Annotated in this window: 12 protein-coding genes; 8 read left to right on the top strand and 4 right to left on the bottom strand. The window is 43.4% G+C overall.

Annotated elements, in window-relative coordinates; genetic code table 11:
• The first annotated feature begins 283 nt into the window (after positions 1-283).
• From rpsD to NIT04_RS05585, 3 genes are all read left to right on the top strand, one after another.
• Positions 284-886, top strand: a complete 603-nt coding sequence (rpsD, locus tag NIT04_RS05595; RefSeq protein ID WP_252502608.1) for a 30S ribosomal protein S4 — start codon at positions 284-286, stop codon at positions 884-886.
• Positions 887-1,371: 485 nt separating this feature from the next.
• On the top strand, positions 1,372-1,854 hold the full coding sequence (locus NIT04_RS05590; protein ID WP_252502607.1) for a hypothetical protein: 483 nt from the start codon (positions 1,372-1,374) through the stop codon (positions 1,852-1,854).
• A gap of 15 nt (positions 1,855-1,869) precedes the next feature.
• A complete protein-coding gene (locus tag NIT04_RS05585; RefSeq protein WP_252502606.1) occupies positions 1,870-2,640 on the top strand; it encodes a DUF1829 domain-containing protein in 771 nt (256 codons plus the stop codon).
• A 198-nt stretch (positions 2,641-2,838) separates the two neighbouring features.
• Here the strand turns inward: NIT04_RS05585 and NIT04_RS05580 are convergent, their stop codons facing one another.
• Both NIT04_RS05580 and NIT04_RS05575 read right to left on the bottom strand, forming a co-directional pair.
• Positions 2,839-4,431 (bottom strand): long-chain-fatty-acid--CoA ligase, encoded by a 1,593-nt coding sequence (locus NIT04_RS05580; RefSeq protein ID WP_252502605.1) that lies wholly within the window; start codon positions 4,429-4,431, stop codon positions 2,839-2,841.
• Positions 4,432-4,623: 192 nt separating this feature from the next.
• Positions 4,624-6,465, bottom strand: coding sequence for a DNA ligase D (locus NIT04_RS05575; protein WP_252502604.1), 1,842 nt, complete (start codon positions 6,463-6,465; stop codon positions 4,624-4,626).
• A 124-nt stretch (positions 6,466-6,589) separates the two neighbouring features.
• Here NIT04_RS05575 and NIT04_RS05570 point away from each other — a divergent pair, with 124 nt between their 5' ends.
• Positions 6,590-7,417: a Ku protein gene (locus NIT04_RS05570; protein ID WP_252502603.1), complete on the top strand. Its 828-nt coding sequence runs from the start codon at positions 6,590-6,592 to the stop codon at positions 7,415-7,417.
• A 44-nt stretch (positions 7,418-7,461) separates the two neighbouring features.
• Here NIT04_RS05570 and tyrS read toward each other — a convergent pair whose 3' ends face one another.
• Complete coding sequence (gene tyrS, locus NIT04_RS05565; RefSeq protein WP_252502602.1) at positions 7,462-8,727, bottom strand: tyrosine--tRNA ligase; 1,266 nt, start codon at positions 8,725-8,727, stop codon at positions 7,462-7,464.
• Between the two features lie 364 nt (positions 8,728-9,091).
• Here tyrS and NIT04_RS05560 point away from each other — a divergent pair, with 364 nt between their 5' ends.
• Entirely contained in the window at positions 9,092-12,082 is a 2,991-nt protein-coding gene (locus tag NIT04_RS05560; RefSeq protein ID WP_252502601.1) for a transglycosylase domain-containing protein, read from the top strand.
• 55 nt (positions 12,083-12,137) lie between these two features.
• Here the strand turns inward: NIT04_RS05560 and acsA are convergent, their stop codons facing one another.
• Positions 12,138-13,856, bottom strand: coding sequence for an acetate--CoA ligase (gene acsA / locus NIT04_RS05555; protein ID WP_252502600.1), 1,719 nt, complete (start codon positions 13,854-13,856; stop codon positions 12,138-12,140).
• Between the two features lie 178 nt (positions 13,857-14,034).
• On the opposite strand from acsA, the gene NIT04_RS05550 reads away from it, so the two are divergent.
• From NIT04_RS05550 to NIT04_RS05540, 3 genes are read left to right on the top strand one after another with little or no spacing between them, the layout of a single operon-like run.
• Positions 14,035-14,667, top strand: a complete 633-nt coding sequence (locus tag NIT04_RS05550; protein WP_252502599.1) for a GNAT family N-acetyltransferase — start codon at positions 14,035-14,037, stop codon at positions 14,665-14,667.
• Between the two features lie 15 nt (positions 14,668-14,682).
• On the top strand, positions 14,683-15,330 hold the full coding sequence (locus NIT04_RS05545) for an acetoin utilization AcuB family protein (protein ID WP_252502598.1): 648 nt from the start codon (positions 14,683-14,685) through the stop codon (positions 15,328-15,330).
• Positions 15,327-16,484, top strand: a complete 1,158-nt coding sequence (locus tag NIT04_RS05540) for an acetoin utilization protein AcuC (RefSeq protein WP_252502597.1) — start codon at positions 15,327-15,329, stop codon at positions 16,482-16,484. The genes NIT04_RS05545 and NIT04_RS05540 overlap by 4 nt, the downstream gene beginning before the upstream one ends.

Below are 16,484 nucleotides of genomic sequence, written 5' to 3'. Positions count from 1 at the left end.
AAACCTATTTTTTACAGCTTTTCAATCGAGTTCTCTCTTATATTTGGTTCAGGATGAAAAGAGCTTGACTCATATTCGAATAATTGTTATGATATTCCTTGTGTAAAATAGTTGCAGCAGTTGTATGATCCCTGTTGTTCAGTCTATTCCTTTCAGTAAGGTGCATCGTGTAACCTTGAGGCTGCTGAGGCGAGGATGCAAGATAATAGAATGGCACACGGATTGAATACATCTGGTTCTTATTTTACAACAAAATAAAACCAAAACAGAGGAGGAGTCTTTCATGGCTCGTTATACAGGTCCATCTTGGAAACTTTCCCGTCGTCTTGGCATCTCGCTAAGCGGAACTGGAAAAGAAATCGAAAAACGCCCTTACGCACCGGGACAACACGGTCCTACTCAACGTAAAAAACTTTCCGAATACGGATTGCAATTACAAGAAAAACAAAAACTTCGTTTCATGTTCGGCGTGAACGAGCGTCAGTTTAAAACTGTTTTCAACAAAGCTGGTAAAATGCCTGGTAAACATGGTGAGAACTTCATGATTCTTCTTGAAACTCGCCTTGACAACATCGTATACCGCATGGGTCTTGCACGCACTCGCCGTGCAGCTCGCCAACTTGTTAACCACGGTCATATCTTGGTTGACGGTAAACGCGTTGACATCCCATCTTACAGCGTAAAACCTGGTCAAGAGATCTCACTTCGTGAGAAATCTCAAAACTTGGATGTTGTAAACGAAGCTCTAGAAGTGAACAACTATGTTCCTGAGTACGTTTCATTCAACGCTGACACTAAAGTCGGTACATTCGTACGCTACCCAGAGCGCAGCGAACTTGCTGCTGAAATTAACGAAGCTCTTATCGTTGAGTTCTACTCTCGTTAATCGCTTCCTTATGAAAACCCCGAGATTGCATTTGCAATTTCGGGGTTTTTTTTGCGTTTTCACGTTTTATCAAAGCCGAATATTTCCATCGAACCGGATTTCCGCTACAGGCGGACGCTTTCCGCGGGCGGGCGGTGAGCCTCCTCAGTCGCTGCGCTCCCTCCGGGGTCTCCCCTGTCCCGCTTTCCCGCAGGAGTCGCCGCCTTCCGCTTCAATCCAGGAATTATCTAACAATTCCCTTTCTCTCTATATCAACGAAAGATTAACATTATTCATCACAACTTTACTCACAAGTTTATAAAAAAATGTAAGTATTTTCAAAATTAATTGAAATTTAATGTTTAATTTTCCATTTCCATTAGCTATATTGGACTTAAAAAGAATTGAAGCTAAAGTTATATCTAACACAAATTGGACAGGTATATTTTCATAGATGTTAATGTTTACCTATAAAATTTCAGTTCTGTTTAGGGGGAATGGAAATTATGGATCAACAAAAAATCAATGAACTTATCAGTTCGTTGAAAATGATACTGTCGGATAATAAGAATATAGATATTCCTGAAAAAGGTTTACAAGATTATCTACAGTTAAAGAGCATTCGAACGAACTTTACAATTGTGTTGAATAGAAAAGGGAATAAAAGTCCAAAATTCACTCTCCAATTATCCAGTGATAATTATCGATCTAGGCCATTGTTAAGATTAGATATCCTTGGTCCTGACCATGCTAATCCGGATGGGGATTTTCCTTACGCGAGCCAAATAATTCCTTGTCCACATATCCATGTAGCGCACGAAATATTCGGCATGTCAATCGCATATCCTTTAAATGAGGAATATGCTAATATGTGTTTAACGGATCAAGAGTTAAAGGACCTTGTGACTATCTTGAACCGTTTCCTGAAACGTTGTAACGTCTCGAATATCGAGGATTATAATTTTAAGCATCAAATGGAACTTCTATGAAAGGAGGTAATTTCAATGATAGATCAATTAAAGAAAGCCTATGAGGATTGGAATAAATCACATTTAAATTTTTCTCAAATTGAAGATTTCGTTGAAATTACTACTCCTTTTGTAGATATCAATCATGATTTCATCCAAGTCTTCCTTGAAAAGAAACCAACAGGCACCTATAGACTAACTGATGACGGAAATACATTAAACGAATTGGAAATGCGGGGAGTCTTCATAAAAGGAAGTAAAAATCGAACAACTTATTTTGATAGCACATTGTGTATCTTTGGAGTGTCTCACGACAAAGACACTGGTGAATTGTTCCTCACGGTACCGACAATTGAAGCACTTCCACAAAAGCAAAACAACCTACTCCAATGTATTTTAAGAATTTTCGATATGTTGTTGACATCAAGAAATATGGTTACAAACATTTTTTTCGAAGAAGTAGAAAACTACTTTATTGAAAAGGATGTTATATTCACCCCTAATTTAGGTTTTACAGGAAGATCAGGTAATCAACAGAACTTTGATTTTGTAATTCCTCATTGGAAAGGCATTAAAGAAAAACTTATTTACATTGTAAATTCGCCCAAATCAGATAACTACAAACCAGCACTGTTTCCTTTTATCGATGTAAGAGAAACGAGACCCAATGCTGATTTTTTCGTGCTTGCAAACGATACTGAGACAGCCATTTCTCCAAAATTCATTGAACCAATTAGGAACTACAATATAGAAATTCTTGAGTGGTCACATCGTGAAGACTGGATAAAACAATTAAAAGTAATTTAAACCTGTCAAAGGCTTTTTAGGGGTGATGTAAGAAACTGCCCCCACCTGCGTTTTTCAAAGTGAAAAGGATGTTGATAAGTTTTGGAAAAATCGCGCATTACACTCGTTAATCTTTTTAGTTTGCATGTTAGCATACAATAAGCCCTTGAAATGTCGTTATATCAACGTTTCAAGGGCTCTAGTTTTTTGTTTATTGGTTCAGTTAACAAATCTCCCCGCTTTTCCAACCGACTCCCAGTAGTTGTTACGCAGCTGAACTTTTAAAATCTTACCGGAAGCATTTTTAGGAAGTTCGTCTACGAAGGTGACTCCCGTAATCGCTTTAAAATGAGCTAGCTTATCCCTCGAGAATTGAATTAGTTCTTCTTCTGTCGCTCCTTGCCCCGGACGTAAAACGACATAAGCATGAGGCGTCTCCCCCCATTTTTCATGGGGAACTGCAATGACCGCAGCTTCCAGGATAGCTGGATGGTCGTATAAGACACCCTCAACTTCAATGGAAGAAATATTTTCACCGCCAGAGATAATGACATCCTTTTTCCGATCTACGATTCCAATATGTCCATACTCATCTACAGTAGCCATGTCCCCGGTATAGAGCCAGCCATTACGAATGGCTTCCATTGTCGCTTCTTCATTTTTCCAATAGCCTTTCATGACGCCATTTCCGCGGACAATAAGTTCACCAATTTCTTTTTCGTTCCAGGCTACTTCTTCTCCTAATTCATTAACGACTTTTACATCTGTGCCAATCATTTGGTATCCGGTTTTTGCTTTTATTCGAGACTCTTCTTCTCTTGAAAAATCTTTGAAGTGGGAGCGGATTCTAGAGATGGTACTTAACGGACTAGATTCCGTCATGCCGTACACTTGGATAAACTCCCAGCCTAGCTCCTCTTCCACTCTAGTGACAAATGCTGTTGGTGGTGCCGATCCTGCAATGAATGCACGAATGTTTTGCTCAATTTCCGGATGATGCTTATCGTAATGTTGTATTAATGAATTCAACACCGTCGGAGCCATATGCATTACGGTAACACCATGTTTCTCAATCGCTTCAAAAATACTATCTGGAGAAGCTTTTCTTAAACAGACTTGTGTTGCTCCGTTTGCAGTATAGTAAAATGGCGAGCCCCAGCCGTTGACATGAAACATTGGCAACACATGTGCAAGAACATCTTCATCGGTAACCCGTAAGTGATGCATACACGTTAATGCATGGATATAATTGTTGCGATGCGTCAACATTACACCTTTTGGATTGCCGGTTGTTCCACTCGTATAAAGCAAGCTACATACATCGGTTTCTTCTAAAGTTTCCCGATTGAAAGCTTTTGCGGAATGCCCCTTTAAAAATTCATCGTAGTTTACTTCATCACAGGTGCCATCATAGTAGTGCACAATAATCTCTTCAACGGTCTCAAGCTTTTCTTTAATAGGAAGGATTAAATGGTATAAGTCCTGATCAACAAACAAAACCTTGGATTCACTATGATTCAAAATAAAGAGATAATCCTCCGGTTTTAAGCGAATATTCAAAGGCACCATGATTGCCCCTAGCTGAAACACACCATAGAAGCCTTCCAGCATTTCTACACTATTTGGCGCCAGAAATGCCACTCGATCTCCTTTTTTTACACCTAATGTGCGAAGGCCATTTGACAACTGGTTGACTCGTTCATTCATCTCTCGATAAGTAAAAACTCGGTCATCAGAGATAATTGCTTTTTTATCCCCATAGAGTTTCACGGCATTATCTAAAAACTGAGTTAAAATTAACGGCACTTCCAAAATACCCCTCCTCTATAATAAGATATGCCAAACTATCACTGCCTTATATAATCATAGCAATATACAGTAAACCTTATCATAAAATTCAGCCTTTTGTAAATAATGATCCAAGAATATAGAATACTAGCAAAGTATACTTCTCACTACCCGCTCACTCAGATCTCCCCCGCTATCGCTTTTGCAATAGCGGGATTATTTTCCCTCCAGTAACGCCTTCAACTGTTCAAGCACAACTGCATACGGTTGTGTATTCCCCACTTTCCTGAATTCACGGAAAGGGTCTCCAATCGTTTTCATCCGTTCCATTACACTGTTGATTGTAAACTGCTCCGGCCGTAATGAAGCTCCAACTTCATCCCAGTTCAATGGAGTTGCGACTGTCGCCAGTTCGTTTCCTCTCGGTGAATATGGAGCGACGATCGTTTTTCCTTCGTGATGTTGCACATAGTCCAAATAAAGTTTGTTTCCCCTGTTCTTTTTCAAGCGTTCAGTCGTGAACCATTGCGGCTCTTGGTCGCAAAGGAAGTCAGAGACGAACTTTGTGAAGAGGCGGGTATCTTCATAAGTGAATGTATTGAAAGGGAGCGGGATATATAATTGAAGCCCTTTGCCGCCGGATGTTTTAATGAATGAAGTCAGTTGGAACCGGTCGAAGATCGCCTTCATGCGCACTGCCGCTTCTACGGAGAGTGAGAATTCTTTCACTGAGGGCGGATCCAAATCGAAGACGATTTCTGTCGGCATTGTCGTGTCGATCGTTTGAAACGGAATGTGGTATTCTAGTGCAAGCTGATTCCCCAGCCATAGCAATGTCGTTATGTCATTGCAAACGATATAGTCAATATCCTCATCTTTTGACGTCTGGACAAAATCAGGTGCGTAGTCGGGAACGCTTTTCTGATAAAACATCTCGCCCGGCACACCATGAGGAAAACGGATCAAGGTTAGATGGCGTTCTTTGAGAAACGGAAGCATGAAAGGTGCCGCCATTTGCAAGTACAGCAAGTAGTCATCCTTCTGCAAGCTTTCCCTCGGCCAAACCGGTTTGTCTGGATGCGTAATTTGTACTTGCTCAGGAATCGGGTTCACCTGTCGAAGCAATCGCCGCCACTGGCACTCTTCTGCATTCACTTCAAATTGAAAGGAATGGAACCTCGGTTCCCGTAGATGTTTCCCATCAAAGCTGATGCAATTTATGTTCGCACAGATCGATGGCGCAATCTCATAAGTAGAATCCCCGATATTTTTCCCGTTTGCTAGAAACAATTCACTAAGGGTCTTCATTTCCTCGTCTGTCATTCCATGCTTGAATGTTGTTATCTCAATAAGGTGACCTTCTCTATAAATGGCGCCTGTGAAAAATCCATTTACCTGTTCATATTTCGTAATAATGACTGTGACCAATCGCCAGTTCTTCACTTTCAACCATTGATTCGTTCTTTTTTCATTACTCCAGACACTTTTCCTCCGTTTGGCAATCGCCCCTTCCCCATTGTTATGCCGGATATAATTCCATATTTCATTGCCGTCTGTAAACGTTTCTATTAATTGAATTAAACTTTCGTGGCGATATTGGACGGTAATCGGCAGTCCAATCTGTTCAAAACACTTCTTCAATTGCGCCTTCCTCTTGTCCAGCGCAGAGGCGGTTACATCCTTCCCCTTCACAGACAAAAGATCGAAGACGATATATTGGCACTGAAAAATTTTCGAATGTTGATCGATCACTTCTTTCTTCCGCATCCGTCCCCTCGTTTGCACGATTGAAAATTCACTGCTGAAATCGTTTTGTAAACAGACCAATTCCCCGTCAAAGGCAATTGGAAGAAAAGGCTTGATCAAATGTTCAATACGATGGCATTCCTCAATAATCTCCGGGAAGATATCGTTCAGTACTTTTTCATTTCTGCTAAAAAGCCGAATTCCTTCTTCATCCCATATAAGGATTGCTCTGAATCCGTCGTACTTCGTTTCGTATATCCAATCCTTCCCTACAGGAATTTCCTCTGCATCCATCATCAACATCGGTTTCATAATTATCGCTCCAAATTTTTATTACTTTAGGTAATGGTTTTTGTTTAGTGTTTGACGGATTGAATTTCGTATACATAGGAACGAGTCGAGCTTTCCATACTAAGAAGAAAAGCGGGTGATTTCATTGCATACAATTTGGAAAGGCAGCATCAGTTTCGGACTCGTCAATATTCCGATTAAGCTTCATGCGGCGACTGAAAACAACGATATTAAATTGCGACAACTTCACAAGGAGTGCCATTCTCCAATCAGTTATCAGAAAGTATGCCCAATTTGCGATAAAGAAGTGAAAAGCGAAGAAATCGTGAAAGCGTATGAGTATACGAAAAACAAGTTCGTCGTGCTCGATGATGAAGAGCTTGAAAAGCTGAAGAAGGAAAATGAGGACAAAGCCGTTGAAATCATTGATTTTGTAAAGCTGGAGGAAATTGATCCCATCTATTTCGAAAAAAGCTATTTCATGGCTCCTGACGCTAACGGTGGTAAGGCTTATGCTTTATTGCGGCAAGCTTTAAAGGAATCCGGAAAAATTGGAGTGGCAAAGATCATCATCCGCTCGAAGGAGCAATTGGCCGTCGTCCGGGTATATAAAGATGCTTTGTTAATGGAAACGATCCACTTCCCTGATGAAGTTCGTAATGTACAGGAAGTCCCGAATATTCCAGAAGAGGACACTGTCGTGAAGAAGGAACTCGATACAGCACTTCTGTTAGTCGATCAATTGACGACTGCATTCGATCCCGAGAAATATACGGATGAGTATAGAACAGCACTAATGGAATTAATTGAAGAGAAAAAAGCAGGCAATATCACTGTTGCTAAAACTGAGAAACAGGCAATTTCCCCTTCCAATACAACCGATTTGATGGCGGCGTTGCAAGCGTCGCTCGATAAGACGAAAAAGAAGAAGCCCGCGCCACGGAAAAAAGCGGCAGCGAAGATGAAAGCGTAAAATAAGAAAAGGCCATCCTTTGAAGTAAAGGATGGCCTTTTGCGTTAAACGAATTTCACCATTTTGTAATTTTTCTTCCCTCTACGGACAATCGTGAACACGTCATCCAAACGGTCTGTCGCTGTGACTTCGTATGCAATATCCGTCACTTTTTCTCCGTTCAGCGAAATGGCGCCGTTTGTCACGTCTTCACGGGCTTGGCGTTTGGACGGCGAAACACCTGCCTCAACGATGAAGTCGACGATGTTTTTATCCACCTTTTCCATTTCGGCCGTTGGCACATCTTTGAATGCGTCTTTCATTTCCTCAACAGTCAACGCTTTCAAGTCCCCGCTGAACAATGCTTTTGAGATGCGAATTGCCTGGTCGAGCGCTTCCTCGCCATGGATGAGACGCATCATTTCTTCAGCAAGCGCTTGCTGCGCCTTGCGGAGATGCGGTTCCTCCTGCACGGAAACTTCCAACGCTTCAATCGCTTCACGATCCATGAATGTGAAGATTTTCAAATACTTAATAACATCAGCGTCGGCAGTGTTGATCCAGAACTGGTAGAACTCATAAGGGGAAGTTTTTGCTGCATCCAGCCATACCGATCCGCCAGCTGTTTTTCCGAATTTCGTTCCATCCGATTTTGTGACGAGTGGAATCGTAATGCCGAACGCCTTCGCTTCTTCCTCATGTGTCTTGCGGATAATTTCAAGACCTGTTGTAATATTGCCCCATTGGTCGGATCCTCCGATTTGTACACGGCAGCCATAGTTATTGTACAAATGATTGAAGTCGGCACCTTGAATGAGCATATATGAGAATTCCGTAAAGGAAATCCCTGTTTCAAGCCTTGAGGAAACGTTCTCTTTAGCAAGCATATAATTGACGCTAAGCAACTTTCCAAAATCTCGAAGAAATTCAATGGCGCTCATCTTTCCAATCCAGTCTTTATTGTTGACGAGGATTGCACCGCCATCTTCGTTGAAATCAAATAATCTTTCCAGTTGCTTTCGCAAACCTGCGACATTTTGCTCTACTTGCTCTTCCGTTTGGAGCTGACGTTCATCGGCACGGAAAGACGGATCTCCGATCATCCCTGTCGCCCCGCCGACCAAAAGGATTGGACGATGGCCATGCATTGCAAAGCGACGCAACGTCAATAACGGGACGACATGACCGATATGCATGCTGTCCGCTGTCGGATCGACACCGCAGTACAATGAAATCTTTTCCTCATTCAATACTTTTTCAAGGCCTTCCTCATCCGTCTGCTGATACAGCAGGCCTCTCCATTTCAAGTCTTCCAGCAATCCGTTCTTCATCATAATCCCTCCAATAAAGTAAAAAAAGCCCCTACACGATTCAAATGAATCATGCAGGGACGTTAGACACAATGTCAACTAACGCGGTACCACCCGGCTTGAGAATATTAAAACTCTCCGCTTTAAGACGCATTATCGCTGCGTACGCGTCACACTCCTAAGCTGTAATTCGCAAACGATGTACCGGACAGCTTCCACCAACCGCTGCCTCTCTAGACGGCTCGACCGTTCCTACTCCGGCTTCCTCACCATGTGAAAAATGATATAAGTCTTATTGTAGTCTAAAATATCGGTTTGTCAAACATTTTCTATTGATTTCCACGAAATGTGCTATAATAGGAAGGATTTTAGGGGGGATGAAAACTTGAGCGAAAAACGTAAAAACAGGATAGATCTTATAGAAGAGAAATTTGAAACGTTAAAGAAAAAAAGATGGGCAAAGGGAGTTCGAATTACATCCGGAGTCATTTGGAACCTCTTTCTCCTCTTCCTCGTCTTCGGTTTGACACTTGGCGTATTTGCCGCCTCAGTCGGTGCCGGTTATTTTGCATCACTCGTTGCAAAGGAACCACTCCGAACCAAAGCTGAAATGCGGGGGAATATTTTCAATTATGAAGAGACTTCGGAAATTTATTTTGCCAATGATATTTATTTAGGGAAAGTAAATGCAGATATCGAACGGAAAGAGACGACATTGAAGGATGTTTCTCCTTTCGTCATCGATGCCGTTTTGGCGACGGAAGACGAGTATTTTGAAACACATGAAGGGATCGTCCCAAAAGCGATTTTCCGCGGACTGTTTCAAGATGTGACGAATTCATCCAGTCAGACGGGTGGTTCAACGCTCACCCAACAGCTGATCAAAAACCAGATATTGACGAATGAAGTGTCCTATGAGCGGAAGGCAAAAGAAATCCTTCTCGCCATGCGGCTTGAACACTTCATGGATAAAGAGGAAATTCTAGAAGCCTACTTAAATATCATTCCATATGGAAGAAATGCAATGGGACAAAATATTGCGGGGATCGAAACTGCAGCAGAAGGTATTTTTGGTGTGACTGCAAAAGAACTTAACCTTCCCCAGGCAGCGTATATCACAGGAATTCCGCAAGCCCCGTTTGCGTATACACCATTTAAGGGCAGCTATTATGGCGGCGGCTTGAAAAATGATGAAAATATTAAAGCTGGAATCGATAGGATGAAAACGGTCCTTTTCCGCATGAAGGAAACCGGCTATATTACAGATAAGCAATATGAAGAAGCAATCGCTTATGATATTACAAAAGATTTCCGTGAAAAGACGGAACGTGCAACCGAAAGATACCCTTATTTGACACAGGAAATTCAAAAGGAAACGATCGAAATTTTAGCGAAGATCTTGGCGGAAAAGGATGGCATCGACCCAGAACGGGTTGAGGATGATGTTAAGGTACAGGAAAAATACGAGATTCTTGCAGAGCGCGAAATGCGGACAGGCGGATATAGAATTTATTCGACTGTCGAAAAGGATCTTTATGATGAAATGAATAAAATCGCTCAGGAATTCGAGCATTACGGGTTCACATATACACGCGAAGAGAAGGATTACAGTACCGGGGAGATTATTCTGAAAGATGACCCTGTTCAAGTCGGAGCTATTATGATTGAAAATAGTACTGGAAAGATTCTTTCCTTTATCGGAGGACGTGATCACCAACTGATAGCTACGAACCATGCTACACAAGCTCATCGGCCAAACGGCTCGTCGATGAAACCGCTCCTTGTCTATGCACCAGCGATTGAATATGGTGTTATTGGCGCAGGAAGCCCGGTCGTCGATGTCAAATTCGAAGTACCGGACGGAAGTGATACGTGGAGTCCTTCAAACTATAATGCCGATGTGGAAAACGGGATTATCCCGGCGAGGAAAGCATTGGCGGAATCACTGAACTTGCCAACAGCCCGATTATATAGGGAAATTGTGGATAGGCGCCCTGCAGAGTTTTTGGAGAAGATGAATTTCACCAAGCTTCATAAGGAAGACTACACAAACTATTCCACCTCTTTCGGAGGTATGAAGATCGGAGTTAGTGTTGAAGAAAACACGAATGCATTCGCCACGTTCGCAAACGGCGGCAAGTTCATCCAATCGTATATCATCGAACGAATCGAGGATATGTCAGGTAATGTTGTTTATCAACATGAAATAAAACCTGTCGACGTATTCAGTCCAGAAACATCTTATATCGTTACAGATATGCTCCGGGATGTTCTAAAGCCTGGAGGAACAGGTCAGCAGTTACCTAGCTTCATGAATTTCAAAACCGATTTGGCCGCAAAGACAGGAACAACGAATAAATATGCGGATGCTTGGCTTGTCGGTTATAACCCGAACATTTCAATGGGGCTATGGTTTGGCTATTACGACCAAACACGGAAACTGTATACACGCGGATCAGGGCAAATGCACCCGACCACACGTACTACAATGCTATTCGGCAGGCTGATGAATGCTGCGAACAAAGTAAGACCGGATATAATCGGTGCAGCCAGCACGTTTAAACAGCCGAAAGGCGTCGTTTCGAAACCTTTCTGTGGAATATCCGGATTGGCTCCGTCTGCTGCATGTACTTCAGCGGGATTGGTCAGGTCTGACTTATTCAATAAAAAAGTGATGTTGCCTACTGAACCAGATGACAGCATAATTAATGCATCCTATGTCTCTGTCAAAGGCAGCCGATACATGGCGCTTCCTTCGACGCCAGCAGAGTTTATCGTTTCAGGTGGAACAGGGGTCAACCAGGCATTTATCGACAGGATGCTAGGACCTTGGGGCGGAGATGCTTCGAAGTTGTTCCCTTCCATATCCGCGTTCTCTTCCAGCGTCGTATCGGGTGCAACTTTCCCTGCTGACGATGCTGCACCGGGAGGAGTTAGCGCATCGCTTAACGGATCGACATTGGTTTGGTCGGAATCCCCTTCCAATGATGTCATTGGTTATTATGTTTACCGGAACAACGAACGAATTGCGACAATCATTGATGGATCTGCAAATTCTCTCGCTGTCAGCCCTGGTGATTATTACGTAAGAGCAGTCGATATTACCGGACTTTTATCCGGAGGCTCTAACATCGTAATCGTCGATAGTCCGGAACCGCCACCGACCGAAACGCCGGATGACGAGAATAAACCACCGACTACACCACCAGGAAATGAAGACAATGGCAACGGTAACAGCGACGGCAATAATGGCAATGAAAACGGAAATGGCGGCAACGCCGGGAACAACGGAAATAATGGAAACAACGGTAATGGAAATAGCGAAAATAACGGAGGCGGTAACAATCCTCCTTCAGACGATGATGAGAATGATTAATTGGTCAACTAGAAAGGGACTCCCACAAACCGGGAGTCCCTTTTCTAATCTGTTTTCAGTCTTCCATCGTCGATAAGTCGCCTGTCGGCAAGTTCAGTTCCCATGCTTTCAATACACGACGCATAATTTTACCGCTTCTCGTCTTCGGCAGCTTGTCCTTAAATTCGATTTCCCTTGGCGCCGCATGTGCTGCCAGTTCCTTTTTGACGAATTGCTTGATGTCTTCCTCAAGTTCTTCGGAAGGCTCATATCCTTCATGTAGTGCGACAAAAGCCTTTATGATTTCACCGCGGACCGGATCGGGTTTTCCGATGACACCCGCCTCTACAATCGCTGGATGCTCCAGCAATTTGCTTTCCACTTCAAAGGGTCCTACTCGTTCTCCGCTCGTCATGATAACATCATCGACTCGCCCTTGGAAAAAGAAATAGCCGTCCTCGTCCATATAAGCTGAATCTCCGGAAACATACCATTCATCATTCAAGAAATACGAGTCATACTTCTCAGGGTTATTCCAAATTTGCCGCATCATTGCTGGCCATCCTTTTTTTATGGCCAAATTGCCCATCCGATTCGGAGGCAACACTTGCCCGCGATCATCGACGATTGCCGCTTCGATGCCCGGAACAGCTTTCCCCATAGAACCCAATTTGATTGGCAATGATCCAAAGTTACAGATCGTTTGCGCCCCTGTTTCCGTCATCCACCAAGTATCATGGATCCGTAGCTTGAACACTTCCATCCCCCAACGGATAACTTCAGGGTTCAACGGTTCTCCGACTGACAAAATATGACGCAAGGATGATAGATCATATTTCTCCAATGGACCCGCACCCGCGCCCATCAACATCCTGAAAGCTGTCGGCGCACTATACCAAACCGTTACGCCATACTCTTGAATGGATTCATACCAACTATCTGTGGAAAATCTTCCTCCGACAATCAACGATGTCGCACCTGCTAGCATCGGACCAAAGATCCCGTACGCCGTCCCTGTAACCCAACCGGGATCCGCAGTACACCAAAAAACGTCTTCGTCCTTTAAATCCAATACCCAACGTGCTGTCTGCAATTGCTGCACCATCGCTTCCTGCACATGCAGAACGCCCTTCGGTTTGCCGGTGGAGCCGGACGTATAATGGAGCAGCGTCGGAGACTCCCGATCCAACCACTCTACTTGGAAGTACGGAGAAGCTTTTTTCAAATGTTTATTGAAATCTATATACTTATCATTTTCTTCAATATTTTCGCCAACTAGAAAGATTGTCTTCAAGTGTGGCAATTTGTCTACAGGAATCCTGTCCAACAATTCAGGCGTTGTCACAATCGCTTTCGCTTCACTGTCGGAAAGCCTGTCATAGACCGCCCCTTCCATGAACGCTTCGAAAAGCGGTCCAACAATCGTCCCCATCTTCAATGCCCCAAGTATCGCGAAGTACAACTCTGGCGAGCGTGGCATGAAAACGAAAATACGGTCCCCTTTTTCCAACGCCGAATGGTTCGTCATTACATTTGCCGCTTTATTGGACATTCTTTTCATTTCATTATACGTAAACGCTTCCTTGCGTTTCGCATCTTTGTAAAAAAGAGCAACTTTGTTTTTCCGATAGGAATTCGCATGACGATCCACAGCCTCGTGCGCGATGTTAATAAGCCCGGTCTCATGCCAGCTGAACTCCTTCTCTACTTCAGACCATTTAAAATCCTTCGCCGTTTGGTCATAATCCTGTAATTGATAGTCCCCCTGCATTACAGGTAAGATGTTGTTTTCCATTCCTATCACCCTTTCGTCGAACATTTACCTCTCTTATTCTACATTATTCATTCTTTATTTGCTAACAAATTCATATTTTTAGTATTGTTGATTAATTATCCATCAAGAAGTTCTCTGCTCTAACATAATTGTTGTATACTAAGAATAAGATCTATTTATTTGTAGGACGGTGATAAGTTTGGAGCATAGGAAAACGTATAATGCGATGAAACTGAAACATAAGAATGGCAACCTCGTCATAGAAGGACCGATTCCTGGCAACGAATTCGCCAACTTAGATTTCCATGAAGACTTGATTGCTTTCAGACCGCCTGAGCAGCAGCATAAAGCACTGATCGAAATCGCCGATCTTCCGGAAGGACGAATAATCATCGTACGCGATATGAACCAAATTGTCGGGTATGTGACTTATTTGTATCCCGATCCCCTCGAGAGATGGTCGAAAGGCAAGATGGAGAATCTCATCGAGTTGGGGGCGATCGAGGTGATTCCTAAATATAGGGGCGGTGGAGTTGGGAAGGCATTGCTCGAAGTGTCCATGATGGATGATGCAATGGAGGATTATATTATTATCACGACCGAATATTATTGGCATTGGGATTTAAAAGGGACGAAACTGAACGTGTGGGAATACCGGAAAGTGATGGAGAAGATGATGAATGCAGGCGGGTTGGAATATTATGCAACCGATGACCCCGAGATCAGCTCGCATCCCGCGAATTGCCTCATGGCGAGAATCGGCAAAAGAGTCGATCAAGACTCAGTCCAACAGTTTGACAGTCTACGTTTCATGAACCGTTTCATGTATTGATGGGAGGTTATTCTAGTGTTAATTGAAGAGATTATGAAAAGGAAAGTCATCTCCCTTACACAAGAACATACTGTGAGAGATGCCTTGACAATTATGCAGGAAAATAAAATTCGGCATCTCCCGATCGTTTCGGATGCTAAAGGGCTCGTCGGCATCGTGACGGACCGGGATCTGAAAGAAGTGGTCCCTTCCCTCTATTCCGACTCTTGTGATGTAACCGTTTTCAATGTACCTTTATCTGAAATCATGTCGAAAAATCCAATTAGCGGCCATCCAATGGATTTTGTCGAAGAGGCCGCGGTCATTTTTTATGATAACCAAATCGGCTGTCTTCCGATCGTCTCGGGCGGTAAGCTCGTCGGCATCCTGACGGAGACGGATTTATTGTATAAGTATATCGAATTGACCGGGGTTCATCAGCCAGGATCCCAGATTGAAGTGCGTGTCCCGAATATACCCGGCATCCTCTTTGAAGTGTCCAAAGTGTTCCATGAGCATAAATTGAATGTGCAAAGTGTTCTCGTGTACCCCGATAAGGAAAACGAAGATAATAAAATTCTTGTCATTCGCGTCAAGACGATGAATCCGCTCAATGTCATAAATGGCTTGCGTAAAAATGGATTTGAAGTCCTGTGGCCGAATGTACCTGGCATTGACCTATGAAGAAGGACGCTGTATTCATTTTTTCTGAAGAACAACTTGGCTATTCATTTTCGGACACCCACCCCTTTAATCAGAAAAGGATTGTATTGACATTGGACCTTTTGAAGAAAAGCGATGCCATCTCCGATGATGACATTATCATCCCGAGAACCGCGACTGATGAGGAATTATTATTGGTCCATGATGCGAAGTTCATCGACATTGTGAAACGAGCGGGCCGGGGACTCATTAGTGAAGATATCGGTTCCGTTTATGGCATCGGAACGGAAGATACCCCCATCTTCCCGAATATGCACGAAGCGAGTGCCATGCTTGTCGGTGGGACGTTGACAGCAGTCGACGAAGTGATGGAAGGAAGGGCGAAATACGCATTGAACTTGGGTGGCGGACTCCATCATGGATTCCAAGGAAAGGCATCTGGATTCTGCGTGTATAACGACAGCTCGGTCGCCATCAAATATATTCAGAAGAAATACGGCGCTCGTGTGCTCTATATCGACACAGATGCTCATCATGGCGACGGCGTGCAATGGACCTTCTACGACGACCCGAACGTCTGCACACTTTCCATTCATGAAACCGGAAGATATCTTTTCCCCGGAACAGGTGCTGTCACTGAACGTGGGAATGGCGAAGGTTACGGGACTTCCTTCAATTTCCCGATTGATGCATTCACGGAGGACGAGTCGTTCCTTACCATTTACAAGACGGCGATTGAAGAGGTCGCCGCTTTTTTCAAACCAGACGTCATCTTGACCCAAAATGGAGCGGACGCCCATTATTTCGACCCCCTTACCCATTTGTACGGAACGATGAAAGTATATGAACAAATTCCGCGGGTTGCACGTGAAATTGCCGAGCGCTATTGCAATGGGCGATGGATCGCTGTCGGCGGAGGCGGATATGATATATGGCGGGTTGTCCCGAGAGCATGGTCGCATATTTGGCTAGCTATGAAGCAATTCCCGGTTCCTACAGGGAGGTTGCCAGAACAATGGCTCAATGCTTGGCAAGCTGAGTCCCCTGTACCTTTCATCGAAACGTGGGAGGATCCTGATCCGTTGTATGAACCGATTCCACGGAAAACGGAAATTACGGAGAAGAATGCTCAAATGCTCGAACGTGCCTTGCATATTGTGAGGAGTCAGCAATAA

It is taken from the genome of Sporosarcina sp. Marseille-Q4943, assembly GCF_943736995.1.
In the GTDB taxonomy this organism is placed as follows: domain Bacteria; phylum Bacillota; class Bacilli; order Bacillales_A; family Planococcaceae; genus Sporosarcina.
The sequence above is the reverse complement of the archived record's forward strand: the minus strand, read 5'-3'. Positions and strand labels throughout refer to the sequence as shown.